We start from the raw sequence: 24321 nt of genomic DNA on the forward strand, positions 1-24321 counted from the left end.
CCCTACGGGGCGGATGCGGACGCCCTGTTGTGCCTCTCGATCTCCCGACGGCTACGTGTGCGTAGGGCTGACGTGGCGACGTCGGGGATGCCCAGCACCCGGATACAGGCATCCGCGACATGAAACGGCATCGCTGCACGCTCCGGCCCCGCCGGCATCGACCACACGTTGACCAGTGATTCGACGAGCCGGAACGGGAGGTCCCCGGCGGCTTCGTGAATTCCGGTCCGCCGACTCAGCGCCCGACTCAACGACAGGTAGTGCAGCCGCAACCGCTCGCGGTCCGACCAGAACGGTTCGAGCTTTGCCTCCCGCAATTCCGGCAGCAGATAAAGCGCACCGAGGTTCCACCTACCCGACATCAGCTGAGCGCCGTCGAAAGCGGCCAATGCGTGCAGATGCTCGTCGGCGGTCAAGGCGGGCTCGCTGCCCAGCAGGCTCGGGATGAACTCCAGGGTCGGCGCGACTGTCTGCTCGAGCAGGGCGCACAGGATGTCGTCCTTGGTCTTGAAGTAGTGGTACAGCGATGCCTGGCGGACACCGACCGCTTCGGCGATGGCCCGCGTCGAGGTTCCTGAGTAGCCGGTCGTGGTGAACAATTCCCCTGCGGCATCGAGGATTTCGTCACGAGCGGTGTCGCCGTGTCGGCGCTGGGCGTTCACCCGAGGTCGTCCTGCCATAGAGCCATGGTTGGCCTTTGGGTGACAAAGGGCCAGCTCGGCGGGTATCGGTCACTCGATAGAAACGCGCGACACCTGACAGTTACCGGACCCGTCAATTCCTTTACACCTCATTAACGCCTGTGACACCCGACGACGTCGCCATCGGTGAAAACTGTCGCTCGACAGGCTGCGGCACAGGGTGGTGACGCGGAATTGCCAAATCGCTTCTGGGAGGCCCACGATGGCTGAGGCCACGATCGACGTCACCCTCCCCGCGGATCTCGGTCGCAGCGAACCCGCGGATGACAGCTCGCCGACATGTGCTGGGGCATCGCCACTCTCACCGCCTCAACCGATCGCCACCATCGACAACCTGCACGTGACCTTCCGTCGCAACGGCCACGACATCCATGCGCTACGCGGTGTCTCCCTCACGATCGCCCCTGGCGAGATCATTGGCCTGGTCGGCGAATCCGGCTCCGGGAAAACAGTTCTGGGTTTCACCATGCTCGGTCTACTGCCCACGAGCGCCGTGATCGGCGGAACGGTCCGGGTGGCGAATACCGACATGGTCAACAGCGGAAACAAGGAGTTGCGCAAGGTGCGCCGCCTCGATCTGGGTGCGGTGTTCCAGGATCCGATGACCTCGCTCAACCCCACGATGCGGATCGGCAAGCAGGTGGCGGAGGCGGCCGGCGGTGAGGAGGAGGCGCTGCGTCTGCTCACCGCGGTCGGCATTCCCGAACCCCAGCGCCGCATGCGGGCATACCCACACGAACTCTCCGGCGGGCTGCGTCAACGCGTGATGATCGCGATGGCGGTCGCAGGGAATCCCGAACTGGTCATCGCCGACGAACCGACGACCGCCCTGGATGTCACCGTTCAAGCCCAGGTGTTGCGGCTGCTTCAGCGGCTCCGCGACGAGATCGGTTGCAGCATCGTACTGATCACCCACGACCTGGGCGTGGCCGCGCAGATCTCCGATCGCATCGCCGTGCTCTACGCCGGGCGCATCGCCGAAATCGGTCCTGCCGCCGAGGTCCTGGCCCGCCCCGCCCATCCCTACACCCATGGACTGCTCGGCAGCCGGCTCACCTTGGATACCCCCCGTGACCGCATGCTCGCGGCCCTGCCCGGCGCGGTGCCCAGCCCGGCCGCGCCGTTGGCCGGGTGTGCATTCACGCCGCGCTGCACAGCGGCGATCGGCGACTGCGCGACATCAGCACCGGAGCCTGTTGTCGTTGCACCCCAACGGGTCAGCGCCTGCATCCGGCCCATGGCCGACATCGCGGCCACATCGAGCACCGCGGGGGCCGGCACTGCGGTGTTGTTCGCGGCCAAGGAGCAGGGCAGCGGTGAGCAGTCACCGGCGGTGGCGTTGGCCAACATCACCAAGACGTTCTCGGTGTCGCGGCGATGGCTGGACCGTTCGGCCGACAATCGCGGAAAGCTGCACGCGCTGCGCGGCGTGACGATGCGCGTGGGCCAGGGAGAATCCGTGGCGCTGGTGGGCGAGAGCGGCTCGGGCAAGTCGACACTGTTGCGGATCATCGCCGGACTGGAGAGTCCGACGTCGGGATCTGTCCGGTTGGCCGGCGGTGAACGGCCGCAGATGGTCTTCCAGGACGCCGGCGCCTCACTGACGCCGTGGTTGTCGGTGGGGGAGCTGATCGCGGAACGGCTGCGCGGAAGCAAGATGTCAGCCGCTCAGCGTCGCACCGCCGTGAGCGAGGTGCTCGAACGGGTCGGCCTGCCTGCCGAGGTGGCAAAGGCACGGTCGGGGGAGCTGTCCGGCGGTCAGCGTCAACGGGTTTCGCTGGCGCGGGCGACTGTCGTACCACCCTCGGTGCTGCTGTGTGACGAGCCGACCAGTGCGCTCGACGTGTCGCTGGCCGCGTCCGTCCTGAATCTCATCGGGGATCTGCGCCGCAGCCTGGACATGTCAGTTGTCTTCGTGACCCACGACCTGTCGGTGGCCCGGGTGGTGGCCGACAGGATCGCCGTGATGTATCTGGGCCGCATCGTCGAGATCGGCCCCGCGGATCGCGTCATCGGCGACCCCGCCCATCCCTACACCCGGGCCCTCGTCGACGCGATACCCGACCTGGGCCGCGAATCACGTGTGCTGTCCGGCGAACCCGCGAGCCCACTGTCACCGCCGGACGGCTGCGCATTCCATCCGCGATGCCCGATCGCGGTACCGGCGTGCGGCGGTGGCGAACTCGACGTCCGGTTGGAAGGCACACCGGGCAATCCGCATCTCGTGGCATGTATCGAAAGGCGGGCCGTCTGATGGCGATAGCGATCGCATTCCCCACTCTGGCCCGTGGTGGTGCACGCCGCCGGCTGTCCTGGTCGTGGCCGCGTTCCACGGTTCTGAACTGGGCCGGATTCTCGACGGTGATCGTGCTGACCCTGCTCGTGGTCGCGGTGCCGATACTCGCCCCGCACGACCCACTCACCCCGGTGGGTATGCCACTGCAGGCTCCGGGCAAGAACGGATTCCTGCTCGGCACGGACAGCGTCGGCCGCGACATTCTGTCGCGAGTGCTCTACGGCGCACGTTCGAGCTGGTTCGCGGCACTGGTCGTGGTGGTAGTCGGCCTGTTGATCGGCGGGCTGGTGGGCTTGATCGCCGGCACGTCGGGAGGCTGGATCGACTCGATGCTGATGCGCATCACCGATGCGTTTCTCTCCCTGCCCGCGCCGGTGCTCGCGATCGCCGTTGTCGCCGCACTCGGACCGGGTTTCGTGCACACCCTGATCGCGGTGTCGATCGTATGGTGGCCGTTCTACGCCAGGCTGGTACGCGGCGAGGTGGCCCGGATGGCCGCCCGGCCCCATGTCGAGGCCGCGAAACTGGCCGGGGTGAGCCGTTTCCGGCTCGCCACGCGCCATCTGTTGCCCGGCGCGCTGCCGAACGCCTTCGTCGCCGCCAGCCTGGACCTGGGCACCCTGATCCTCACCGTGGCCGCACTGTCGTTCCTCGGTCTGGGACAGTCGGCCCCGGCACCTGAGTTGGGTGCGGACTCGGCCCGCAACCTCAGTTATTTCCTGCAGCAGTGGTGGATTCCGGTGATGCCGGGCCTCGGTGTCCTGGTGCTGGCGCTCGTGGGGAACGTCGCGGGGGACTGCCTGCGCAACCTGATGAAGAGCCACCGATGAGCGCTTGCGCGAAGAGAAAGTGGGGCCGATGAGCGCTTGCGCGAAGAGAAAGTGCGACCGATGAGCGCTTGCGCGAAGAGAAAGTGCGACCGATGAGCGCTTGCGCGAAGAGCAAGTGGGGCCGATGAGAGAGGAGCAATTGGCTTGAAGACTTTTGTGGCTTCCCGTATCGGCGCGATGATGGCGATCCTGATCGCGCTGACCGGGGTGATGTTCGTGCTTCAGCAGATCTCGCCGCTGGATCCGGTGAAGGCCCAAATGGGTGCCCAGGCCTCGGCGCAAGCCGTCGCCGCCAGACGCGAGGAACTCGGCTTGAACCAGCCGGTGCTCGTGCAGTTCTGGCACTACCTGACCAACGCGGTCACCGGTGATCTGGGAACGTCCTACCGCACGCGGCACCCGGTGTTGGCCGACCTCGGCAGTTTCCTGCCGGCCACCCTGGAGCTGGCGATCTTCGGGATCGTCATCGCGCTGGTGCTGGCGGCGCTACTGGCGTTCAGCACCACGCTGAAATGGCCCGGCGCACAGGTGCTCCGGGCAGTCTTGTTCACCGGCGCCGCGGCTCCCATGTTCCTGCTCGGCATCCTCGGGCTGATCGTGTTCTACCAGAACCTGGGTTGGGTACCGGCCAACGGCCGGATCGCCGTGGCGAATCCACCCAGCGGGCCGACCGGTCTGCTCACCGTCGACGGACTCCTTCACGGCCGGTTCGACGTGGTGGCCGACGCACTGCGACATCTGATGCTGCCGGCCTTGGTGATCGCCATCGGGCCCGCCGTAGCGATCGGGAGGGTGCTGCGCAGCAGCCTGATGACCGACATCGACAGTGACTACGCGCGCACGGCCCGCGCCAAGGGGCTGTCGGAGGGACGGATCATGACGCGTCACGTGCTGCGCAACTCCGTCGGATCGGCGCTGTCGATGACCGGACTTCAAGTGGGCCTGATGTTCTCGGGTGTGCTGGTGGTCGAGCAGGTGTTCGGGTGGCCGGGTATCGGCCAGTACATCGCCCAGAGCATCCCGGTCGCCGACTTCCCGGCCATCGCGGGCGTGACCCTGATGTTGGGCGCGCTCTATGTAGTCATCAACACCGCCGTGGACCTACTCCAGGCGGCAGCCGATCCACGTATCGCAGCAATAGGAGGTTAGGTGCCCAAACAGCCACTCATCGTGGGTAATCCAGTTCTTGTCGTGGTCGACATACAGGAAGGCGGGGCAATGTCGGCCGAGGATGCCGGGATTCCGGTGATGCCCGGCCATGCCGAGCGTGTCGCCGTCGCGGAAAAGCTGCTCGCCGCAGCGCGTTCGGCGGGCGTCCCGGTGGTGTTCTTCCAGGAGGTTCACCGGCCCAGCGGAATCGACTTCGGCCGCGAGCTCGACGGCACCGAGGGTGTCCACTGCGTCGAGGGGCAGCCCGGAACCGACCTCGAACCCACCCTGCGGCCGCTGCCCGATGAGTTCCACATCGTGAAGCGGCGCTACTCCGGTTTCATCGGAACCGATTTCGAGATCGTGTTGTCCGGTCTCAAGGCCTCGACGCTCATTCTCATCGGCGGACTCACCGACGTGTGTGTGCATTACACATTCGCCGATGCCCACCAGCGCGACTTCTACGTCCGGGTCGTCACCGACTGCGTGGGCGGGTCGTCGCAGTACAGGCATGACGCCGCACTCGATGCCATGGAGTACCTGCAGACCGGTGCGCTGCGAACCTCCGACGAGATCCTCGCCGCGTTCGAGGAGCTCACCACGTCCCAGCCCGTGCTCGAAGGAGCTGCCCGATGATCAAGCAATGGAAGACCATTGCCGCCGCGAGTGCGCTGGCGGTGCTGACGCTGAGCGCCTGCGGCGGTTCGGATTCGGGAGGCGGCACGCCCAGTGCGGCGCCCACCGACAAAGTGCTGCACCTGTCCTTCCTGCAGGACCCCGGCCAGCCACCGGACCCGGATATCTATTACGCCGGTCAAGGTCTGCTGCTGACCACCAACACCTACGAGGGGCTGTTGCAGTACAAGGCCGGGACCGACAAGCCCGAACTTGAACCGTTGCTGGCCACCGAGTGGACCGCGTCGCCCGACAACAAGGTCTTCGATTTCAAGCTGCGCCAAGGCGTCAAGTTCCATGACGGCACAGCGTTCACCGCGGAGGCCGTCAAGGCGTCCTTCGATCGCAGACTTGCTGTCAACCAGGGCCCGTCCTACATGGTCAAGGATGTGGAATCGGTTACCGCACACGGTGACTACGACGTCACCATCACCTTGAAGGCGCCCAACGCAGCGTTTCTCGACTATCTCGCGTGCGCGTACGGGCCCAGGATGATGAGTCCCGCGGGCCTGCGGCAGAACGCCGGTGCCGACCATGCCCAGAGCTACCTGACCAGCCACGACCTCGGGACCGGTCCGTACACACTCACCGCGGCCGATGTCGGATCCCGTTATGCGCTGGCGGCATTCCCGGAGTACTGGGGAGCCAAGCCGTACTTCGAGAAGGTCGAGATGCCGGTGATCACCGATGTCTCGGCGCAGCAACTCCAGTTCAACAACGGGCAGCTCGCGGCCATCCTGCATGATCTGCCCTCGTCAGCGGTCCAGTCCTACCTGGACAACAAGGCATTCGCCAACTACTCGTTGCCGACCATGATGTCGAACTACCTCTACGTGAACCCGCACAAGGGCATGATGACCGATGCCGGTAACCGCACCGCGGTACTTCAGGCGATCAACGTCGACGAACTCGTCAAGCAGACGTACTTCGGACGCGGAGATGTGGCGAGCCAGATCTACCCGCCCAACATGATGGCCTCGGACTTCGCCAAGCAGGCGGTGGCACACGATCCGTCGGCGCTCGCGGGTATCGCGGCGGGACTGCCCGCCGACCAGAAGGCCATCACCATCGGGTACGACTCGAGCAACCCCGACAATCAACTGGTCAGCAATCTGCTCCAGACCCAGCTAGCCGCAGCAGGTTTGACCGCGAAGGTACAGGCCTACCCGACGTCAGAGATCTACGGCTGGGTCGGCACCGACGGTCAGTCCGCTCCGGAGATCTTCACCGCTCTGGCCTGGCCTGACGCTCCGTCCCCGTACACCTGGGGTCACATCTCGTGGGACCCCGACGGCGGCCTGAACTACCTGGGCTGCTCGGCACCGCCGGTCACCGACGCACTGGCAACCGGCCTGCCCACCGGGGATTCCGCCGTGTTCTCGCGGGCCGGACTGGAAGCCGTCAAGACCGGCTGCTGGCTCAACATCGCCGACGTCAACGACTTCGTGGTGGCCCAGCCGTGGCTCAAGGGCGTCGAACAGTCCCACGTGGTGACCAACCCGAACTCGCTGCGGCTCGCCGCGCTGTCGGTGGGCTGATGGCGACGCTGATCCGCAAAAGCGGAGTCCGCCACATCATCCTGCTCACACTGGGCTGGGAGGAACTGCCCAAATCGGTATCGGTGTACGGGGCGCCGGCCGGCCAGCGCATGCGCGAACCCGTTCCGGGAGTGCTGCTTCAGACCGACGGGGGCTGGGTGCTGCTCGACACGGGGTTCAACACCGCCCTGGTGCGTGACCCGGCGTTGTATCGGCGGTTCTTCCCGACAGTGGAGTATCGGCCGGTGCTGCCCGGCCCCGGCGAGCCGATCGAACAGCGGCTCGCCGAGGTCGGAGTCGCATTCGACGACATCCATACCGTCGCGGTGAGTCACCTGCACCACGACCATGCCGGTGGGCTCAAGTTGTTCGCCGGCAAGGTGCCGGTGCATGCCCAGCGCCGCGAGCTCGACTACGGTCTGTCGAATCATCCGGAGCCCGAACGCAATGCGATAGTCCGTGTCGACTTCGACGATCCGAACATCGACTGGCGACTGGCCGACGGCGAGGCCGCGATCGCGCCCGGTATCACCGCGATCCCGACGTACGGGCATACGCCGGGGCATCAGAGTTTCGCGGTGGAGCTCGACGAGTCCGTGGGCGGTGGCGGGTTCGTGTTCGCTTTCGACGCCGCGGATCTGACCGAGAACATCGAGCACGAGCTGCCGATCGGCGGGTTCATCGACGTCGCACCGGAGGAAACGGTCGAGCCGATCCGCAAGCTCAAGAGGCTGGCGCGCGACAAGGGGTACCAGTTGATCCCCGGCCACGACCCGGAGGTGTGGCCCGGGCTGACGGAGCACTTTCACGAGCGCTTCGGGCCCGTGACGTCGGGGACACACCATGGCTGATCTGGTGATCCGGGCCGAGCGGGTGCTCCTGGATGGACGGCTTTGGCCGGCATCCGTGGCGGTCACGGGTGGGATGATCACCGAGATCGCTGCGGTCGATGCTCACGTGCGGGCAACCGATCAGGTGACAGTGCCATCGCGCGCAGTGTTGTTACCAGGTTTCGTCGACACCCATGTCCACGTCAACGACCCCGGCACGGACTGGGAGGGCTTCGGCACGGCGACAGCCGCGGCGGCTGCTGCCGGGATCACAACCATCGTCGACATGCCCCTGGACTGCCGCCCGGTGACCACGACCGTCGCGGCACTGCGCACGAAACAGGCAGCTGCGGAAGGGAACTGCCGTGTCGACGTCAGGTTCTGGGCCGGTGTGGTACCCGAGAATCTCGGTGAGCTCGAATCGCTGGCGGCGTCGGGCGCGCGCGGGTTCAAGTGCTTCCTCGCCGACTCCGGCAATCCCGACTTCGGACACCTGACTCCCGCCGACTTCCGTACCGCCATGAACCGGATCGCCGAACTGGGCTCGGTGCTGCTGGTGCACGCCGAAAGTCACCACGTGATCGCGGGTAGTCCACCTCCACAGGGGCGACGCTACGCATCGTTTTTGCGGTCGCGCCCGGATGCCGCCGAAGAGGATGCGGTGCGGCTCGTGGTCGAGACCGCGGCTGCAACAGGGGCACGCGCCCACGTCGTGCACGTGTCCAGCGCGAACGTGCTTCCGTTGCTTGCCGATGCCAGACGTTCGGGCGTCTCGGTGACAGCCGAGACCTGTCCGCACTACCTGACATTCGCCGCGGAGACGATCCCCGACGGCGGCACCGAGTTCGCGGCGTGCCCACCAGTTCGAGACGCCGCAAACTGTGACCGATTGTGGGATGGGCTGCTGGATGGGACGTTGGACATGGTGGTGTCCGATCACTCGCCGTGCGCTCCGAAGCTCAAGGCCGACGGGGATTTCGGGATTGCCTTCGGTGGCGTCAGCTCACTGCAGGTCGGGCCGGCCGCGGTGTGGGCCCATGCCGCGCAGCGCGGTTTCGGACTGCCCGATCTGAGCCGCTGGATGGCGCAAAAGCCTGCCGAGCTGGCCTGTCTCATCGACCGGGGACGCATCGCGACGGGACTCAGGGCCGACCTGTGTGCCTTCGATCCGGACACCGAAACATCCGTGCACACCGACGATCTGCACCACCGGCATCGGGTGACCCCATATGCCGGTGTGACGATCCGGGGTGAGGCGATCCAAACCTGGGTGGCCGGCATTCCGGTATTCGAGAAGGTGCCGGCATGAGAATTCTGGTACTCAACCCCAACACCTCGGTGTCGATGACCACCGAGATCGCCAAAGTGGCCGTGGCAGCGGGGCGCTGTGACGCCGAGATTGTCTGTCGGGCACCTTATTTCGGAAGTGTGGCGATCGACTCGGGCGCCGAGAGCTACCTGGCCGCGGTCGGCATGATGGACCTGGTCGCCAGGTTGACCGAAGCGGGTGAATTCGATTTCGACGCCGTCGTGGTAGCGGGATTCGGAGAGCACGGCAGGGATGCGCTCGCCGAGATGCTGACCGTGCCGGTATTCGACATCGCCGAGTGTTCGGCGCACATCGCCCACTTGATCGGCAGGAGGTTCTCTGTGGTGACCACGCTGGCCAGATCCATCGCGCCCATCGAGGATCGGCTGAGGCTGGCCGGGCTCGACGCGCACTGCGCCTCGGTACGCGCGTGCGGTCTCGATACCGCGACCGTGGATTCCGACCCCGAAGGCGCCATCCAGTCCATCGTGGACGAGGCGGCGCGAGCGGTCACCGACGACGGTGCCGATGTGATCTGCCTGGGATGCGCAGGGATGTCCGGGATCGCCGAGGCGGTCACCGCCAAACTGGGCGTACCGGTCATCGACGGTGTGGCCGCCGCGGTCGCCCTCGCTCAGGCCGTCGTCGGGCTTGGATTGTCGACCAGCAAGGCCGGCGTCTACGCACCTGGGCCGGAGAACTCGCGGAGTCACTGGCCGATCTCGCACGCGCTGGGCCTCGCATGACGCCCGCAGCAGCGGGAGTGGATCTTGCCTCCCGCGTCGTCGGCGGCAGCGTCGTGGCCGCCAGCGACGAATCGTTCGGCTTCAAGGAACGGCTGGTCGACCCGGCCGAACCGGCGTTCGTACCGGGAAACTATGACCTGCGTGGGGAAGTCGTGGACGGCTGGGAAACGCGCCGTCACGCCGGGCCCGGGGGCGACTGGGCCATCGTTCGGCTCGGCACGCCCGGCCGTCTGCGGGCGATCGACGTCGACACCCGGTCGTTCTCCGGCAACCACCCTCAGGCCTGCCGGCTCGACGCGGCCGTACTCGAGCCCACCGGTGACGCGACGGATCCGTCTGTGGCCTGGACGACCATCGTGGAATCCACGGCGTTGAAGGCGGATTCGAACAATCTGATGACGGTGACCGATGGCCGTCGTTGGACGCATGTGCGGCTCGCGCTGGCGACCGACGGCGGCGTTGCGCGGTTGCGGGCATACGGCGACGTGATCCCCGATCCGGCACTGTGGTCCGACGTCACGGTCGAAGTATCGGGACTGGAGCAGGGCGGACGTGTCGAATGGTGCAGCGACGCGTTCTATTCCGACGCCGGATCGCTGGTGGCCCCCAACCGGCCGCGCAACATGGGCGATGGTTGGGAAACGCGCCGCCGCCGCGACGTCGGCCCGGAGGATCACGACGCGGTGGTGATCTCCTTCGCCGTGCCGACCGATCTGAAGCGCATCGAGATCGACACGTCCTACTTCGTGTTCAACGCCTCGCTGGAGGTGGCCGTTCTCGGCACCGGGGTACGGGCTGACGACGAACATGGCTGGGCGGCGGTGCCATTCGACATTCCGGTGCTCGGCCGCGTCCGACTGGCCGCCGATGCCAGGCAGGTGTTCATCGTCGATGCCCGTGGCGTCACCGCATTGCGGGTGCAGGCGTACCCCGACGGCGGGATCGCCAGGGTGCGCGCATCGGGCACGCCAACCGCCCAAGGGCTGCAACAGCTTCGAGACCAATGGACGGAGTGCTCGTGAGCGATGTTCTCGCATCGGACTGCGCCGGACTGTGGCGGCGCACCCTGCTGATCGAGGCCGACGGATCAAGTGACACGGACACCGCCGTCACGTGGCTACAAGCCGGCAGTGCCTACGTCGACTCCCGTGGCTTCGGTGGCGAGCTGACCCAGCGTGGCGCCGTCTTCACCTGGCGGCGCGACGTCGAGCTCGAACCTTCGGGTCCGCTCCCCGACGAGGGTGAGATGCATTGGGATGGAGAAACTCTGGTCGAGACCGGAGTGCACGAGGACTACGTCGAACACTGGGTACGGGACGCAGGGTCAACGGCACCGCACGGTGGGCTGTTCCTACGGACGCCTGACGGCGACCGGGCTGTCCTGGTGCGCGTCGGGCCGACATTCGGCTGGCTCGGCGGTGGCGAGGTGGCGATCGACACAGTGGGCGGCCCGCGATGGTCCGCGCTGGCGATAGATCTGGGCGGCAAAAAGATTCAGGCCAACGGCGTGCACTGGGTCGTGGAACGATCTGAAGGGACAGTGGGACTGTGAGTGGCAATGCATCAACGTTGGCGGCTTTCAGCGCCGTGCCGGTCATCGACATCAGCGGGCTGCGTTCGGACCGGCGGGAAGAGCGCGAACGCGTAGCGGCCGAGATCGGCACCGCGGCGCGCGAGGTCGGCTTCTTTTACATCAGTGGGTCCGGGATCGACGAGGCGGTGTTCGAGCGGATGCTCACCGCCACAAAGGAATTCTTCGCGCTGCCGCTCGAGGAGAAGATGCGCAGCTACATCGGATTCTCCCGCTGTCACCGCGGTTACGTCCCGGTGGGGGAGGAGGGCCTCGAATCCGACAGCCCGCCCGATCTGAAGGAAGCCTTCGACACCGCGCTGGACCTGCCGGCCGACGACCCCGACCATCTGGCCGGCAATCCGATGCTCGGGCCGAACACCTGGCCCGACCTTCCCGGGTTCGCCGAGGCGGTGACGTCCTACTACCGGGCTGTCATCGACGTGGGCCGACAACTGTTGTGGGCCTTCGCGGTGGCGTTGGGGGAGGACCCCGAGGTGTTCTCTCGTCACGCGACCAAAACACCCAGCCAGCTGCGGTTGATGCACTACCCGTACAACGCGGACGCGCACGACGGGCAGGGCATCGGCGCCCACACCGACTACGAGTGCTTCACCCTGCTCAAGCCCACCGCGCCGGGGCTGGAGGTGCTCAATGGCGCCGGTGAGTGGATCGACGTGCCGCCGCTGGACGGCACATTCGTCGTCAACATCGGGGATCTGCTCGAACTGTGGACCAACGGGACATTCGTGGCCACCAGCCACCGGGTGCGGCGCGTTTCACAGGAGCGCTACTCATTCCCGCTGTTCTTCAACGTCGACTACCACACCGAAGTGAAACCACTGCCTCGGTTCGTCACGGCCGACCGCGCACAGCGCCCGGCGCTGCGCGCCGGTGAGCATCTGTTCGCCCAGACCGCGCAGACCTTCACGTACCTGCGTCGCCGCATGCAGGCCGGGGAGCTGGTGCTGCCAGACGGGGCGCTCGCCACCGGCCAATTCGGCCAGCAGGCGGTGCACGGGGTCGACGGACGGGTCAGTTGATCGGGGCGTTGACCCAGCGCAGGTCATCGAGAATGCCGCGGGCGGCCACGATGTTCTGCCCGGTCTGCCACACCTCGTTGTTCACCACGAAGACCCGGTTGTCCTTCGTCGCCGACAATGCCCGCCAGGCCGGGCTTTCGAGGATCTTCGGCGCATTGTCCTTGGCCGCGGGGGACGCGAACGAGACGTAGACGATATCTGCGTCGGCGATCCGGAAGTCGGCGTCGGTGGTGCTGAGCTCCTGGTAGGGCCTGTCGGTAAACCGTTGCGGGGCAGGGCGATCCAGCCCGACCGCGGCCAGCACGCTGCCGGGGAAGGTGTTGGCGCCGTACACCCGGACACTGTTCTCCGTCAGCTGCACCACCGAGGCCTGGAAGTGACCGGCGTCGTTCTGCGCCCCGGTCTCGCGGGCGGCGTCGTCGAACTTCGCGATCAGGTCGTCGGCGGCGTCCGCGCGGCCCGTCGCCGCCCCCACCGCGCGCAACGTGTCACGCCAGGCAGCGCCCGGCGCCCCCGTGAACACGGTCGGGGCGATGGCCGACAACGCCCCGAAGGAGGACGGCGTCATCGACGCGGAACCCAGGATCAGCTCTGGGTTGGCCGCCCTGACGGCGTCGAGGTCGGGCGCCGTCCGGGAACCGGCCGGGGCGACCCCGTGCACGACGGCACCCAGATAGGACGGCTGCTCCGACGAGCCGTCCGGCACCGCGGCCGCGACGATGCGGGACTGCAGCCCCAGCGCGCACAACGCATCCAGTTGGTCGCCGGACAGCGCGACGATGCGTTGCGGGTCGCCGCGCACCTCGGTGGACTCGGGAATTTCCGCACCTTCGGCGCGCGCGTTGCGGATCTCCCGCGCCGACTGATCGGCGGCCGCCGGCTCGGGCGCACACGATTCGTCGGGTCGGCGCTGGTTGCCCAGCACGCCGGCGTCGGCGATCTTGGTGACACTGGTGGTCATCGACGTCTGCGCCTGTGGCGTCTGCTCGGCAGAGCCGCAACCGCCGGCGAGGGTCGCGGCCGCGGCGATCACCGCGACAGCGGCGCGAGGTCGGTTGGTCAGCACCGGGCGACCGTAACATTCAGCACTTAACGGCTGGTCAGGACGTCGCGGACGAAAGAACTGCCGCCGGGCAGGCGCGCAGTACGACAGTTTGTAGGACCCAGGGACGCAGAGACCGCCGGGAGCGTTAGGATTCAGGTCGATAAGCGGGATTTCCCGACGAATCTTTGGAGGATCTCTTGGTAGCCGAAGCGCCCCCAATCGGAGAACTCGAGGCACGTCGTCCTTTTCCGGAACGGATGGGCCCCAAGGGCAACCTGATCTACAAGCTCATCACCACGACCGATCACAAGTTGATCGGCATCATGTACTGCGTCGTCTGCTTCGCCTTCTTCTTCATCGGCGGCCTGATGGCACTGTTCATGCGTACCGAGTTGGCGATGCCCGGGTTGCAGTTCCTGAGCAATGAGCAGTTCAACCAGCTGTTCACCATGCACGGCACGGTGATGCTGCTGTTCTATGCCACCCCGATCGTGTTCGGGTTCGCCAACCTGGTGCTCCCGCTGCAGATCGGCGCGCCCGACGTGGCGTTCCCGCGGTTGAACGCCCTGTCGTTCTGGCTGTTCCTGTTCGGTGCGCTGATCGCCCTCGGTGGCTTCATCACCCCGGGCGGTGCGGCCGACTTCGGTTGGACGGCCTACTCGCCGCTGACCGATGCCATCCACTCCCCGGGTGCCGGCGGTGACCTGTGGATCCTGGGTCTGGCCGTCGGTGGTCTCGGCACCATCCTCGGTGGCGTCAACATGGTCACCACCGTGGTCTGCATGCGTGCCCCCGGTATGACGATGTTCCGGATGCCCGTGTTCACCTGGAACATCCTGGTGACCTCGATCCTGGTGCTGATCGCGTTCCCGATCCTGACCGCCGCGCTGTTCGGCCTCGCCGCCGACCGCCACCTGGGCGCACACATCTACGACCCGGCCAACGGCGGTGTGCTGTTGTGGCAGCACCTCTTCTGGTTCTTCGGTCACCCCGAGGTGTACATCATCGCGCTGCCGTTCTTCGGCATCGTGTCCGAGATCTTCCCGGTGTTCAGCCGCAAGCCCATCTTCGGTTACACCACGCTGATCTACGCCACCATCAGCATCGCGGCCCTCTCGGTTGCGGTGTGGGCACACCACATGTACGCCACCGGCGCCGTCCTGCTGCCGTTCTTCTCCTTCATGACGTTCCTGATCGCGGTCCCCACCGGCATCAAGTTCTTCAACTGGATCGGAACGATGTGGAAGGGCCAGCTGACGTTCGAGACGCCGATGCTGTTCTCGGTCGGCTTCCTGATCACCTTCCTGCTGGGTGGCCTGTCCGGCGTGCTGCTGGCCAGCCCGCCGATCGACTTCCACGTCACCGACAGCTACTTCGTCATCGCGCACTTCCACTACGTGCTCTTCGGCACCATCGTGTTCGCCACCTACGCGGGCATCTACTTCTGGTTCCCGAAGATGACCGGACGTCTGCTCGACGAGCGCCTGGGCAAGCTGCACTTCTGGCTGACCTTCATCGGCTTCCACACCACGTTCCTGGTGCAGCACTGGGTCGGTGACGAGGGCATGCCGCGCCGGTACGCCGACTACCTGCCCAGCGACGGCTTCACCACGCTGAACGTGGTGTCCACCATCGGTGCCTTCATCCTGGGCATCTCGACGCTGCCGTTCGTGTGGAACGTGTTCAAGAGCTGGCGCTACGGCGAGCCGGTGATGGTCGACGACCCCTGGGGTTACGGCAACTCGCTGGAGTGGGCGACCTCCTGCCCGCCGCCGCGGCACAACTTCACCGAGCTGCCCCGGATCCGTTCGGAGCGCCCGGCGTTCGAGCTGCACTACCCGCACATGGTCGAGCGGATGCGTGCCGAGGCCCACGTGGGCCGCGAGCATCATCCAGAGCTCGAGTCTGCGGACCGCTCCAGCTGACGGGTGGCAGCATCCGGGGGTGAGCACGTCGAGGATGTTTCGATGACCGGTGCTCCACGACCGCGCTCGTCGGTGCTGATCACCGTCAGCGGAGTCGACCGGCCCGGTGTCACATCGGCGCTGTTCGAGGTGCTCTCCCGCCATCAGGTGGAACTCCGCAACGTCGAACAGGTCGTTGTCCGCGGCCGGCTCACCCTGGGTGTGCTGGTCGCGGCGCGGGCCGAGACGGTTGACGGCGATGCGCTGCGAAGTGACGTCGAGACGGCGATCCACCGCCTCGGCCTCGACGTGACGATCGAGCGCAGCGACGACATGCCCGTCATGCGCGAGCCGTCGACCCACACGATCGTCGTGCTGGGCCGTCCCATCACTGCCGAATCATTCAGCGTGGTGGCCCGGGCGGTCGCGGGTCTGGGTGTCAACATCGACACCATCCGCGGCGTATCCGACTACCCGGTGACCGGCCTGGAACTTCGGGTGTCGGTGCCTGCGGGAGCCGCATACAGCCAGCTGCAAACCGCACTGGCCCAGGTCGCCGTCGACGAAGGCGTCGACATCGCGCTCGAGGATTACAGCCTGTCTCGGCGGGCCAAGCGGCTGATCGTCTTCGACGTCGACTCCACCCTGATCCAGGGCGAGGTCATCGAGATGCTGGCCGCCCGGGCCGGCATGGAGGCGCAGGTGGCCGCCGTCACCGAGGCGGCGATGCGCGGTGAACTCGATTTCGCCGAATCCCTGCACCGCCGGGTGGCGACCCTGGCCGGTCTGCCCGCCTCCGTGCTCGACGATGTCGCCGAACAGGTGGAGCTGACCCCAGGGGCCCGGACCACCATCCGGACCCTGCGCCGGCTCGGCTTCCACTGCGGCGTGGTGTCGGGCGGCTTCCGCCAGGTCATCGAGCCGCTGGCGCACGAACTCATGCTGGACTACGTGGCCGCCAACGAACTTGAGGTCATCGACGGCAAGCTGACCGGGCGGGTCATCGGCCAGGTGATCGACCGGCCCGGAAAAGCCAAGGCGCTGCGCGATTTCGCCCAGCAGGTCGGTGTGCCCATGGAACAGACCGTGGCCGTCGGCGACGGGGCCAATGACATCGACATGCTGGCGGCAGCCGGCCTCGGCGTCGCATTCAACGCCAAACCCGCGTTGCGCGAGGTCGCGGACGCGTCGCTGAGCCATCCCTACCTGGACACCGTGCTGTTCATCCTCGGCGTCACGCGCGGGGAGATCGAAGCCGCCGACGCCCTGGACGGGGTGCTGCGTCGCGTCGAGATTCCCGAGGACTAGACACCGCTGGTTAGGCCGGCCTCAAGTAGGGTGTGGGGCATGGCGAACCTGAAGCACACGGTCGTGGTTGGCGTGTTCGCCGTTGCGGCAGTCCTGGGACAGCTGGCGGTCGCGGCCCCGGCCGAGGCCAAGCGATGCCCGTCGGGCACGGTGCAGACAAAGTTCGAGGGAGTGTGCGTGGCCGGTTCGTCCGGCGGCGGGATGGGTGCGGTGGCGCCGCCGGTGATGGCGCCGGGCACCGGAGATGCCAACATTCAGAACCGGCCCGGCCAGCTGCCGACGGTGAACGGAATTCCGTGCACCATCGAGCATTACAGCACCTGCTACGCAATGTCACAGCAGCCGTAAGGCCCCGAGGCTAGACCACCAGAGTCCGCGGCTGAGCGCTGAGCGTGCCGGTGATGCTGTGCCAGGCCCGCGCCAGGAGTTGCACCGCCTCTTCGAGTTCGGGCTCCGGCAGCGCATAGGGCAACCGGATGAACCGCTCCAGCGTGCCGTCCACCCCGAACCGGGGGCCCGCGGGCACATCGAGGCCGAGCCGCATCGCGGCGGCCGACAACGCGGTACTCATCGGCGCAGGCAGCTTCACCCACAGCGACATCCCGCCGCGGCCGCGTCCGGGCTGCCAGTCCGGCAGTTCACGGGCCAGCAGCGCCACCAGGAACTCACGACGGGCCAGCAGTATCTCGCGCCGCTCCGGTAGCACCTCGTCGTGCATCGCGAGCAGCTTTGCCGCAGCGAGCTGTTCGAGGATCGGGGTGCCGAGATCCACCGAAGGGCGGATCGCGGCAATGGTGGCCAGCGTGGCGCGCTCGGCGCGAATCCAGCCGACGCGCAGACCACCCCAGAACGATTTCGACATCGAGCCGATGGTCAGCACCAGATCGTTGCGGGGCACCGAGGCCGCCAGCGGTTCGGGCGGCGCCGCATCGATCCACATGTCGACGATCGACTCGTCGACGATGGTGCGGGTCCGGGTGTCGGAGATGATCTGTCCCAACCGTTTTCGTTCCGCGGCGGGCAACGTGAACCCGGTCGGATTGTGGCTGTCGGGAACCAGGTACGCCAGGCTCGGAGCGAGCTGACGCAGCGCGGCCTGCACGGCGTCGAGTTCCCAGCCGTCATCGGCGAGCGCGACCGGCACGGCCCGTGCTCCCGCTGTCGCGATCGCCGACAGCGCGCCGTGATAGGTCGGTTGCTCGACGAGGACCCGGTCGCCGGGCTGGGTGTGGCTGGCCAGGATCAGGCCGATCGCATGCTGGGCCCCGCTGGTCACCATGATCTGGCTCGGATCGGTGGGAAGCCCTCTGACACAATATCTTTCGGCGATCGCCGCACGCAGTGGGACGACGCCCATCAGTTCGTGGCCCGGTTCGCGGAGATATGGGGCAATATCGCGAGCGGCCTCGGTGAATGCCTCCAGCACGGCGGTACCGGGCGCGGACAGCGCAGCTGCGGCCAGGCTGACCGTCGGCGTCCCCGCATCGAGTTCGATGTGGCCGGCGGCGGGCAGGGCGGTGATGCTGCGGGCGCCGCGGCGGGCGTGCAGGTAACCGTCGTCGCGGAGCTGAGCGAAGGCCGCGGTGACCGTGGTGCGCGACACCCGCAGTGACTCGGCCAGCGCACGTTCGCTGGGAATGCGTGACCCCACCGGTACCCGGCCGTCCACGATGAGCAGCCGGATGGCGTCGGCCAGGCCGAGGTAGGCGGGTCCACTTTGACTGGAGGTGCGCCAGTTACCCAGTTCTCGGGCCAGCAGGTCCACATCGAGGGCTCGAGCGGCCATATCCGTCGACATAATAAGGCCAGTATGGGCGGACTGGATATTGAAAGGCAAGCCAGATCGTCATGAAAATGGCGTCATGCAATCAAAGTGGCTATCTCGATTGGCTGACTCGCTGGCCCGGGTGTTCAGCTGGCAGGGACCGGACGGGTATCTGGATCGCGACGAGGAGCGGGTCCGGCGTGAGCTGGAGCTGATCCGTCTGCGCTTCCAGCACCACTCATGACCGCACGCGCACTCAAGCGCGCCACGCTGCTGCTGATCGGCCTGTGCGGCTATGGCGCCTCGATGGCCATGATGGTGCGCGCGGGTCTGGGACTCGACCCGTGGGACGTCTTCCATCAGGGGCTGACCAGGCACACGCCGCTGTCCCTCGGGATGGCTTCGGCCGTCGTCGGCGTCGTCGTCCTGCTGGCCTGGATCCCGCTGCGCAACCGGCCCGGCATCGGGACCGTCGCCAACGTCATCGTCATCGCCGTCACCGTCGATGCCACCCTCGCGGTGCTCCCCGCACCCACGGCGCTGCCGCTGCGGATCGCGATGATGACCGGCGCCGTCGTGCTCAACGCCATCAGCACCGTGCTCTACATCGGCGCCGGCCTGGGCCCCGGACCCCGGGACGGTTTGATGACCGGGCTCGTCGCCCGCACCGGGTTGTCGGTGAGGCTGGTACGCACCGCAATTGAGGCGACCGTCCTGGCGGTGGGCTGGCTCATGGGCGGCACCGTCGGGATCGGCACCGTGGTCTACGCGTTCGGGATCGGGCCGCTCGTGCAGCTGTTCCTGCGGCTGACCCCGCGATCACTGCTGTTCCACGATTTCAGCGGCGGGCGTGCCCGAGCGGATCGTGAGCCGGTCACTACGATGAGCGAGTGGCCTCAGGGGAACGTACCGACTCGACAATCAGCGCCGACGGAGACGGAACCGACCCCGACCTGTTGATCGACTTCGCCAGGGTCACTCTGCGACGCGGCGGCAACACGCTCGTCGGGCCCATCACCTGGACCGTCGAGCTCGACGAGCGCTGGGTGGTGATCGGCCCCAACGGCGCCGGCAAGACCTCACTGCTGCGGATCGCGGCCGCCACCGAACATCCCTCGTCGGGCACGGCCTACGTGCTCGGTGAACGGCTGGGCCGTACCGACATGTCAGAGTTGCGGGCCCGGGTCGGCCTGAGCAGCTCGGCACTGTCACAGCGGATCCCCGACAGCGAGGTGGTGCGCGACCTCGTCGTCTCGGCCGGCTACGCCGTGCTGGGGCGGTGGCGTGAGGACTACGAGGACGTCGACTATGCCCAGGCCATCGACATGCTGGAAAGCGTGGGAGCCGAACACCTCGCCGAGCGCACCTACGGGACGCTGTCAGAAGGCGAACGCAAACGGGTCCTGATCGCCAGATCGCTGATGACCGATCCCGAACTGCTGTTGCTCGACGAACCGGCGGCCGGCCTCGATCTGGGCGGCCGCGAAGAACTGGTGGCGCGGCTGACCGACCTGGCCGCCGACCCCGATGCGCCGGCCATGGTGCTGGTCACCCATCATGTCGAGGAGATTCCGGTGGGATTCAGCCATGCGCTGATCCTGTCGGAAGGCAAGGCGGTTGCTTCGGGTCTGCTGACCGAGGTGTTGACTGCTGAGAACCTGTCCAAGGCGTTCGGCCAGTCGATCGCGCTGGACGTCATCGACGGGCGCTACTTCGCCCGGCGGACCAGGAGCCGGGCAGCGCACAGGAGGCGGGAATGACAGTGAGTGACGATCCACTGGTGCCGCGGCCGGCCGCCACGGTGATGCTGATCCGCGATGCCGCCGAATCGATCGAAGTCTTCATGATGCGCAGGCACGCGGCGATGGAGTTCGTCGCCGGGGTGATGGTGTTTCCGGGCGGGGGAGTTGACGACCGCGACCGCAACGCCGACATCGCCTGGTTCGGACCCGAACCGGACTGGTGGGCACAGCGCCTCGGCGTGGACACCGGGCTGGCCGAAGCGCTGGTCTGCGCCGCGGCCCGCGAGACCTTCGAGGAGTCCGGGGTGTTGTTCGCCGGGCCGCACAGCGAATCCGGCGACCCGGGCATCGTGTCGGACGCCTCGGTCTACGGCGAAGCCCGCGCAGCGCTGGCCAACCACTCACTGTCATTCGCCGACTTCCTGCGCGACGAGAAACTCGTGCTGCGTGCCGACCTGCTGCGGCCGTGGGACAACTGGATCACGCCCAAAGAGGAGCGCACTCGCCGCTACGACACCTTCTTCTTCGTCGGCGCACTGCCCGAGGGACAGCGGGCCGACGGCGAGAACACCGAAACCGACCGTGCGTTCTGGAGCACCCCGCAGGCCGGGCTCGACGACTTCGAGCAGGGCAACTCGTTCCTGCTGCCACCGACCTGGACCCAGCTGAACTCCCTCGCCGGCCGGTCCGTCGCCGACGTCCTGGCAACCGAACGCAAGATCGTGCCCACCGAACCAAACCTCTCCCTCGGCGAAGGGAGTTGGCAGATCGAGTTCTTCGACAGTGGCCGCTACAACGCGGCCAGGAACCACCGGGCGCCCCTGGGCCGGGGCGCGGCGGCCGGGGAGTCAGCCTCGGCGGGCAGGAGCGAAGCGACCGGGGGATCCGACCAGTGAACGAATTTGTCAGGGCGATCACCGGGGTGACGCCGGAGCAGGACCGCGTCGGCACCCTGATGCTGTCGCGCCCCCCGACCAATGCCCTGACCCGGCAGATGTACCGCGAGATCATCGCGGCCGCCCACGAGCTGGGCGAGCGCACCGACATCTCAGCCGTAATCCTGTTCGGCGGGCATGAGATCTTCTGCGCCGGCGACGACGTTCCCGAGCTGCGCACCCTCGACACGGGCGAGGCCGCCGCCGCCGACACGGCGCTGCGCCAGTGCATCGAAGCCGTGGCCGCCATCCCCAAACCCACGGTGGCAGCCATCACCGGTTACGCCCTGGGCAGCGGGCTGAGCCTGGCGATGGCCGCGGATTGGCGGGTCAGCGGCGACAACGTCAAATTCGGGGCGACCGAGATCCTGGCCGGACTCGCGCCCCGCGCCGGTGGCGGTGCGCGGCTGGCCGAGGTGATCGGGGCCAGCAAGGCCAAGGAACTGGTGTACAGCGGCCGGTTCGTCGGCGCCGAGGAGGCACTGGAACTCGGCTTGATCGACCAGATGGTGGCACCCGACCACGTCTACGACGAGGCACTGGCCTGGGCCAGGCGATTCCTCGACCACCCGGTGGACGTGCTGGCCGCGGCGAAGGCCGCTGTCGACGGACTCCTGGACCGGCCCTGACGCCCACCCCACCCGGGCCGTTAGGCTGCCCTTCATGACTGACATCAAGGACTCCGGCGCCGACGTTGACGCGGCGGTCGATGTAGCTGGCATGCCGACTCCTAACCCGCACGCCACGGCAGAGCAGGTCGCGGCCGCGATGCACGACAGCAAGCTCGCGCAGGTGCTGTACCACGACTGGGAAGCCGAGACCTACGACGACAAGTGGTCGATCTCCTACGACCAGCGGTGTATCGACTACGCCCGCGGCCGGTTCGACGCCATCGTCCCCGAATCCGAGCAGCGTGAGCTGCCGTATGACCGGGCCCTCGAGCTGGGCTGCGGCACCGGGTTCTTCCTGCTCAACCTGGTCCAGTCCGGTGTGGCCCGGCGCGGATCGGTGACCGACCTGTCCCCGGGCATGGTCAAGGTGGCCACCCGCAACGGGCAGTCGCTCGGCCTGGACATCGACGGGCGGGTCGCCGACGCCGAGGGCATCCCGTACGACGACAACACCTTCGACCTCGTTGTCGGGCACGCCGTGCTGCACCACATTCCGGATGTCGAACTCTCGCTGCGCGAGGTGGTCCGGGTGCTCAAGCCCGGCGGCCGCTTCGTGTTCGCCGGTGAGCCCACCACGGTCGGCAACAAGTACGCCCGTGAGCTCTCCACGCTCACCTGGCACGCCACCACCAGCCTCACCAAGCTGCCTTGGCTGAGCGGCTGGCGCCGGCCCCAGGCCGAACTCGATGAGTCCTCCCGCGCTGCTGCGCTGGAAGCCGTCGTCGACCTGCACACCTTCGACCCCGCCGATCTGGAGCGGATGGCGACCAACGCCGGTGCGGTCGAAGTGCGCACCGCCAGCGAGGAATTTACCGCGGCGATGCTGGGCTGGCCGGTGCGCACCTTCGAGGCCGCGGTGCCGCCGGGGCGCCTCGGCTGGGGTTGGGCCAAGTTCGCATTCGGCAGTTGGACCACGCTGAGCTGGGTCGATGCCAACGTGTGGCGCCGCATGGTGCCCAAGGGCTGGTTCTACAACGTGATGGTCACGGGAGTTAAGCCTTCCTGAAGGGTGGGATAGATTTTCGATCTGACCCACGTCGCGTATCTGAGGTCTGAGGCGGGAACGCGAGCCTTGGGTGAGGTGGCCGGGCGCCGCCTCACCGGAGCCAGTCTGATCAACGACATCGCTTCTGTCCGAACGCAATTCGGTGATCACGCGACGGTGCTGGTAGAAACCGTGCAACTGCGCCGAAGGGCGCGGGCCAAGTTCGACGACCCGGATCGGTGGCTGTTCACCGACGAGGCGCTGCAACAAGCCACGGCCGCACCGGTGGCCACGCACCGGGCCCGGAGACTGGCTGGGGCAAAAGTGCACGACGCCACCTGCTCGATCGGCAGTGAGCTTGTGGCACTGCGTGATTGCACTGCGCAGTTGGTCGGCAGCGATCTCGATCCGGTTCGGTTGGCGATGGCCGCGCACAATCTGGATGACGGCGGCGCCGCTGTCCCACTGTGCCGGGCCGACGCGCTCGCACCGGTCACCCGCGACACCGTGGTGATCATCGATCCCGCGCGCCGGTCCGGCGGTCGGCGGCGCTTCGACCCACGTGCCTACACCCCGGCACTCGACGCGGTGCTCGACGTCTACCGCGACCGCGACCTCGTGGTGAAGTGCGCTCCGGGAATCGATTTCGACGAGCTGACCAAGATGGGGTTCGCCGGGGAGATCGAAGTGACCTCCGCCGGCGGCAGTGTGCGCGAAGCCTGTCTGTGGTCACCCGGGCTGACCGAACCCGGTGTGCGGCGGCGGGCCACCCTGCTCGAAACCGGGGAGCAGATCAGCGACGCCGAACCCGATGACTGCCCGGTCGCCGCGGCCGGGCGCTGGATCGTCGATCCAGACGGCGCGGTGGTGCGGGCCGGGCTGGTCCGGCATTACGCGGCGCGGCACGGCCTGTGGCAGCTCGACCCCGACATCGCCTACCTGTCCGGTGACGAGTTGCCCGCCGGAATGCGCGGTTTCGAGGTGCTCGACCAGTTGCATTTCCAGGAACGGCGGTTGCGGGCGGCGTTGACGGCCCGGTCGGTGGGGGCGCTGGAAATCCTGGTTCGTGGCCTCGACGTGGATCCCGATGCATTGCGGGCCCGGATGCGGCTGCGCGGCACCGAGCACCTGGCGGTGGTGATCGCGCGGCTCGGTTCCGGGGCGTCCAGCCGGGCAACGGCATTCATTTGTCGCCCGTCGCGATAACGGCCACGTACCCTTGACGAAACACGTCGGTGGATCCACCGGTGTGAGTTGATCGCCTGCGAGGACGACTGAC

The 24321-nt window shown here is 67.2% G+C and carries 24 protein-coding genes; 21 read left to right on the plus strand and 3 right to left on the minus strand.

The genetic code is table 11. The features are described from left to right. Window positions 1–2: 2 nt before the first annotated feature. On the minus strand, window positions 3–680 hold the full coding sequence (locus tag QQ25_RS12015) for a TetR/AcrR family transcriptional regulator (RefSeq protein ID WP_039318671.1): 678 nt from the start codon (window positions 678–680) through the stop codon (window positions 3–5). 223 nt (window positions 681–903) lie between these two features. On the opposite strand from QQ25_RS12015, the gene QQ25_RS12020 reads away from it, so the two are divergent. From QQ25_RS12020 to QQ25_RS12070, 11 genes are all read left to right on the plus strand, one after another. Continuing rightward, window positions 904–2955 (plus strand): dipeptide ABC transporter ATP-binding protein, encoded by a 2052-nt coding sequence (locus QQ25_RS12020; RefSeq protein ID WP_082017511.1) that lies wholly within the window; start codon window positions 904–906, stop codon window positions 2953–2955. After that, window positions 2955–3827: an ABC transporter permease gene (locus QQ25_RS12025; protein ID WP_039378906.1), complete on the plus strand. Its 873-nt coding sequence runs from the start codon at window positions 2955–2957 to the stop codon at window positions 3825–3827. The genes QQ25_RS12020 and QQ25_RS12025 overlap by 1 nt, the downstream gene beginning before the upstream one ends. A gap of 144 nt (window positions 3828–3971) precedes the next feature. Beyond that, complete coding sequence (locus QQ25_RS12030; protein WP_039378907.1) at window positions 3972–4976, plus strand: ABC transporter permease; 1005 nt, start codon at window positions 3972–3974, stop codon at window positions 4974–4976. Then, window positions 4977–5612 carry a cysteine hydrolase family protein gene (locus QQ25_RS12035; protein WP_039318677.1) on the plus strand — a complete coding sequence of 212 codons (636 nt, stop codon included), beginning with the start codon at window positions 4977–4979 and terminating at the stop codon, window positions 5610–5612. Beyond that, a complete protein-coding gene (locus tag QQ25_RS12040; RefSeq protein WP_039378908.1) occupies window positions 5609–7189 on the plus strand; it encodes an ABC transporter substrate-binding protein in 1581 nt (526 codons plus the stop codon). The genes QQ25_RS12035 and QQ25_RS12040 overlap by 4 nt, the downstream gene beginning before the upstream one ends. After that, complete coding sequence (locus tag QQ25_RS12045) at window positions 7189–8040, plus strand: N-acyl homoserine lactonase family protein (protein WP_039378909.1); 852 nt, start codon at window positions 7189–7191, stop codon at window positions 8038–8040. Before QQ25_RS12040 ends, QQ25_RS12045 begins: the two co-directional genes overlap by 1 nt. Next, window positions 8033–9328, plus strand: coding sequence for an allantoinase AllB (allB, locus tag QQ25_RS12050; RefSeq protein WP_039378910.1), 1296 nt, complete (start codon window positions 8033–8035; stop codon window positions 9326–9328). Before QQ25_RS12045 ends, allB begins: the two co-directional genes overlap by 8 nt. Continuing rightward, window positions 9325–10074 (plus strand): aspartate/glutamate racemase family protein, encoded by a 750-nt coding sequence (locus tag QQ25_RS12055; protein ID WP_039378911.1) that lies wholly within the window; start codon window positions 9325–9327, stop codon window positions 10072–10074. Before allB ends, QQ25_RS12055 begins: the two co-directional genes overlap by 4 nt. Next, window positions 10071–11096, plus strand: coding sequence for an allantoicase (gene alc / locus QQ25_RS12060; protein ID WP_039378912.1), 1026 nt, complete (start codon window positions 10071–10073; stop codon window positions 11094–11096). The genes QQ25_RS12055 and alc overlap by 4 nt, the downstream gene beginning before the upstream one ends. Continuing rightward, window positions 11093–11626, plus strand: coding sequence for a hypothetical protein (locus tag QQ25_RS12065; RefSeq protein ID WP_039379855.1), 534 nt, complete (start codon window positions 11093–11095; stop codon window positions 11624–11626). The genes alc and QQ25_RS12065 overlap by 4 nt, the downstream gene beginning before the upstream one ends. Continuing rightward, window positions 11623–12687 (plus strand): isopenicillin N synthase family dioxygenase, encoded by a 1065-nt coding sequence (locus QQ25_RS12070; RefSeq protein ID WP_234711899.1) that lies wholly within the window; start codon window positions 11623–11625, stop codon window positions 12685–12687. Before QQ25_RS12065 ends, QQ25_RS12070 begins: the two co-directional genes overlap by 4 nt. On the opposite strand, the gene QQ25_RS12075 is transcribed toward QQ25_RS12070, so the two are convergent. After that, window positions 12680–13753 (minus strand): iron-siderophore ABC transporter substrate-binding protein, encoded by a 1074-nt coding sequence (locus QQ25_RS12075; protein ID WP_039378913.1) that lies wholly within the window; start codon window positions 13751–13753, stop codon window positions 12680–12682. The two genes, QQ25_RS12070 and QQ25_RS12075, sit on opposite strands and share 8 nt — an antisense overlap. A gap of 176 nt (window positions 13754–13929) precedes the next feature. Between QQ25_RS12075 and ctaD the strand changes: the two genes are divergently transcribed. The 3 genes from ctaD to QQ25_RS12090 are packed head-to-tail and all read left to right on the plus strand — an operon-like array spanning window position 13930 to window position 17292. Continuing rightward, a complete protein-coding gene (gene ctaD, locus QQ25_RS12080; protein ID WP_039320334.1) occupies window positions 13930–15657 on the plus strand; it encodes an aa3-type cytochrome oxidase subunit I in 1728 nt (575 codons plus the stop codon). A 42-nt stretch (window positions 15658–15699) separates the two neighbouring features. Continuing rightward, entirely contained in the window at window positions 15700–16944 is a 1245-nt protein-coding gene (serB, locus tag QQ25_RS12085) for a phosphoserine phosphatase SerB (RefSeq protein WP_039320335.1), read from the plus strand. Between the two features lie 39 nt (window positions 16945–16983). After that, window positions 16984–17292 (plus strand): hypothetical protein, encoded by a 309-nt coding sequence (locus QQ25_RS12090; RefSeq protein ID WP_039318690.1) that lies wholly within the window; start codon window positions 16984–16986, stop codon window positions 17290–17292. 10 nt (window positions 17293–17302) lie between these two features. Here QQ25_RS12090 and yczR read toward each other — a convergent pair whose 3' ends face one another. Then, window positions 17303–18742, minus strand: a complete 1440-nt coding sequence (yczR, locus tag QQ25_RS12095) for a MocR-like transcription factor YczR (RefSeq protein WP_039378914.1) — start codon at window positions 18740–18742, stop codon at window positions 17303–17305. 64 nt (window positions 18743–18806) lie between these two features. On the opposite strand from yczR, the gene QQ25_RS31090 reads away from it, so the two are divergent. The 7 genes from QQ25_RS31090 to QQ25_RS12125 all read left to right on the plus strand — a co-directional run bounded on the left by QQ25_RS31090 (window position 18807) and on the right by QQ25_RS12125 (window position 24248). Further along, window positions 18807–18953 carry a hypothetical protein gene (locus tag QQ25_RS31090; RefSeq protein ID WP_165612185.1) on the plus strand — a complete coding sequence of 49 codons (147 nt, stop codon included), beginning with the start codon at window positions 18807–18809 and terminating at the stop codon, window positions 18951–18953. Continuing rightward, window positions 18950–19669 (plus strand): membrane protein YczE, encoded by a 720-nt coding sequence (yczE, locus tag QQ25_RS12100; protein WP_039378915.1) that lies wholly within the window; start codon window positions 18950–18952, stop codon window positions 19667–19669. Before QQ25_RS31090 ends, yczE begins: the two co-directional genes overlap by 4 nt. Then, the gene (locus QQ25_RS12105; protein ID WP_198530786.1) at window positions 19600–20469 is read left to right on the plus strand and encodes an ABC transporter ATP-binding protein; all 870 of its coding nucleotides are present in this window, start codon (window positions 19600–19602) and stop codon (window positions 20467–20469) included. The genes yczE and QQ25_RS12105 overlap by 70 nt, the downstream gene beginning before the upstream one ends. Further along, window positions 20466–21347 (plus strand): NUDIX hydrolase, encoded by an 882-nt coding sequence (locus QQ25_RS12110; RefSeq protein ID WP_052235786.1) that lies wholly within the window; start codon window positions 20466–20468, stop codon window positions 21345–21347. Before QQ25_RS12105 ends, QQ25_RS12110 begins: the two co-directional genes overlap by 4 nt. After that, a complete protein-coding gene (locus QQ25_RS12115; RefSeq protein WP_039378917.1) occupies window positions 21344–22015 on the plus strand; it encodes an enoyl-CoA hydratase in 672 nt (223 codons plus the stop codon). The genes QQ25_RS12110 and QQ25_RS12115 overlap by 4 nt, the downstream gene beginning before the upstream one ends. Before the next feature lie 91 nt (window positions 22016–22106). Beyond that, window positions 22107–23063 (plus strand): class I SAM-dependent methyltransferase, encoded by a 957-nt coding sequence (locus QQ25_RS12120; RefSeq protein ID WP_101906304.1) that lies wholly within the window; start codon window positions 22107–22109, stop codon window positions 23061–23063. Between the two features lie 12 nt (window positions 23064–23075). Next, the gene (locus QQ25_RS12125) at window positions 23076–24248 is read left to right on the plus strand and encodes a THUMP-like domain-containing protein (protein ID WP_039378918.1); all 1173 of its coding nucleotides are present in this window, start codon (window positions 23076–23078) and stop codon (window positions 24246–24248) included. Window positions 24249–24321: the final 73 nt, after the last annotated feature.

It is taken from the genome of Mycolicibacterium setense (genome assembly GCF_000805385.1).
In the GTDB taxonomy this organism is placed as follows: Bacteria; Actinomycetota; Actinomycetes; order Mycobacteriales; family Mycobacteriaceae; genus Mycobacterium; species Mycobacterium setense.

Excerpts from the sequence above, each read along its gene's own strand:
- QQ25_RS12015 (WP_039318671.1), bottom strand. The coding sequence starts at position 680 with ATGGCAGGACGACCTCGGGTGAACGCCCAGCGCCGACACGGCGACACC.
- allB (WP_039378910.1), top strand. The coding sequence starts at position 8,033 with ATGGCTGATCTGGTGATCCGGGCCGAGCGGGTGCTCCTGGATGGACGG.
- QQ25_RS12110 (WP_052235786.1), top strand. The coding sequence starts at position 20,466 with ATGACAGTGAGTGACGATCCACTGGTGCCGCGGCCGGCCGCCACGGTG.
- QQ25_RS12025 (WP_039378906.1), top strand. The coding sequence starts at position 2,955 with ATGGCGATAGCGATCGCATTCCCCACTCTGGCCCGTGGTGGTGCACGC.
- serB (WP_039320335.1), top strand. The coding sequence starts at position 15,700 with ATGACCGGTGCTCCACGACCGCGCTCGTCGGTGCTGATCACCGTCAGC.
- QQ25_RS12090 (WP_039318690.1), top strand. The coding sequence starts at position 16,984 with ATGGCGAACCTGAAGCACACGGTCGTGGTTGGCGTGTTCGCCGTTGCG.
- QQ25_RS12055 (WP_039378911.1), top strand. The coding sequence starts at position 9,325 with ATGAGAATTCTGGTACTCAACCCCAACACCTCGGTGTCGATGACCACC.
- QQ25_RS12045 (WP_039378909.1), top strand. The coding sequence starts at position 7,189 with ATGGCGACGCTGATCCGCAAAAGCGGAGTCCGCCACATCATCCTGCTC.
- yczE (WP_039378915.1), top strand. The coding sequence starts at position 18,950 with ATGACCGCACGCGCACTCAAGCGCGCCACGCTGCTGCTGATCGGCCTG.
- QQ25_RS12120 (WP_101906304.1), top strand. The coding sequence starts at position 22,107 with ATGCCGACTCCTAACCCGCACGCCACGGCAGAGCAGGTCGCGGCCGCG.
- yczR (WP_039378914.1), bottom strand. The coding sequence starts at position 18,742 with ATGTCGACGGATATGGCCGCTCGAGCCCTCGATGTGGACCTGCTGGCC.
- QQ25_RS12020 (WP_082017511.1), top strand. The coding sequence starts at position 904 with ATGGCTGAGGCCACGATCGACGTCACCCTCCCCGCGGATCTCGGTCGC.
- QQ25_RS31090 (WP_165612185.1), top strand. The coding sequence starts at position 18,807 with ATGCAATCAAAGTGGCTATCTCGATTGGCTGACTCGCTGGCCCGGGTG.
- alc (WP_039378912.1), top strand. The coding sequence starts at position 10,071 with ATGACGCCCGCAGCAGCGGGAGTGGATCTTGCCTCCCGCGTCGTCGGC.
- QQ25_RS12040 (WP_039378908.1), top strand. The coding sequence starts at position 5,609 with ATGATCAAGCAATGGAAGACCATTGCCGCCGCGAGTGCGCTGGCGGTG.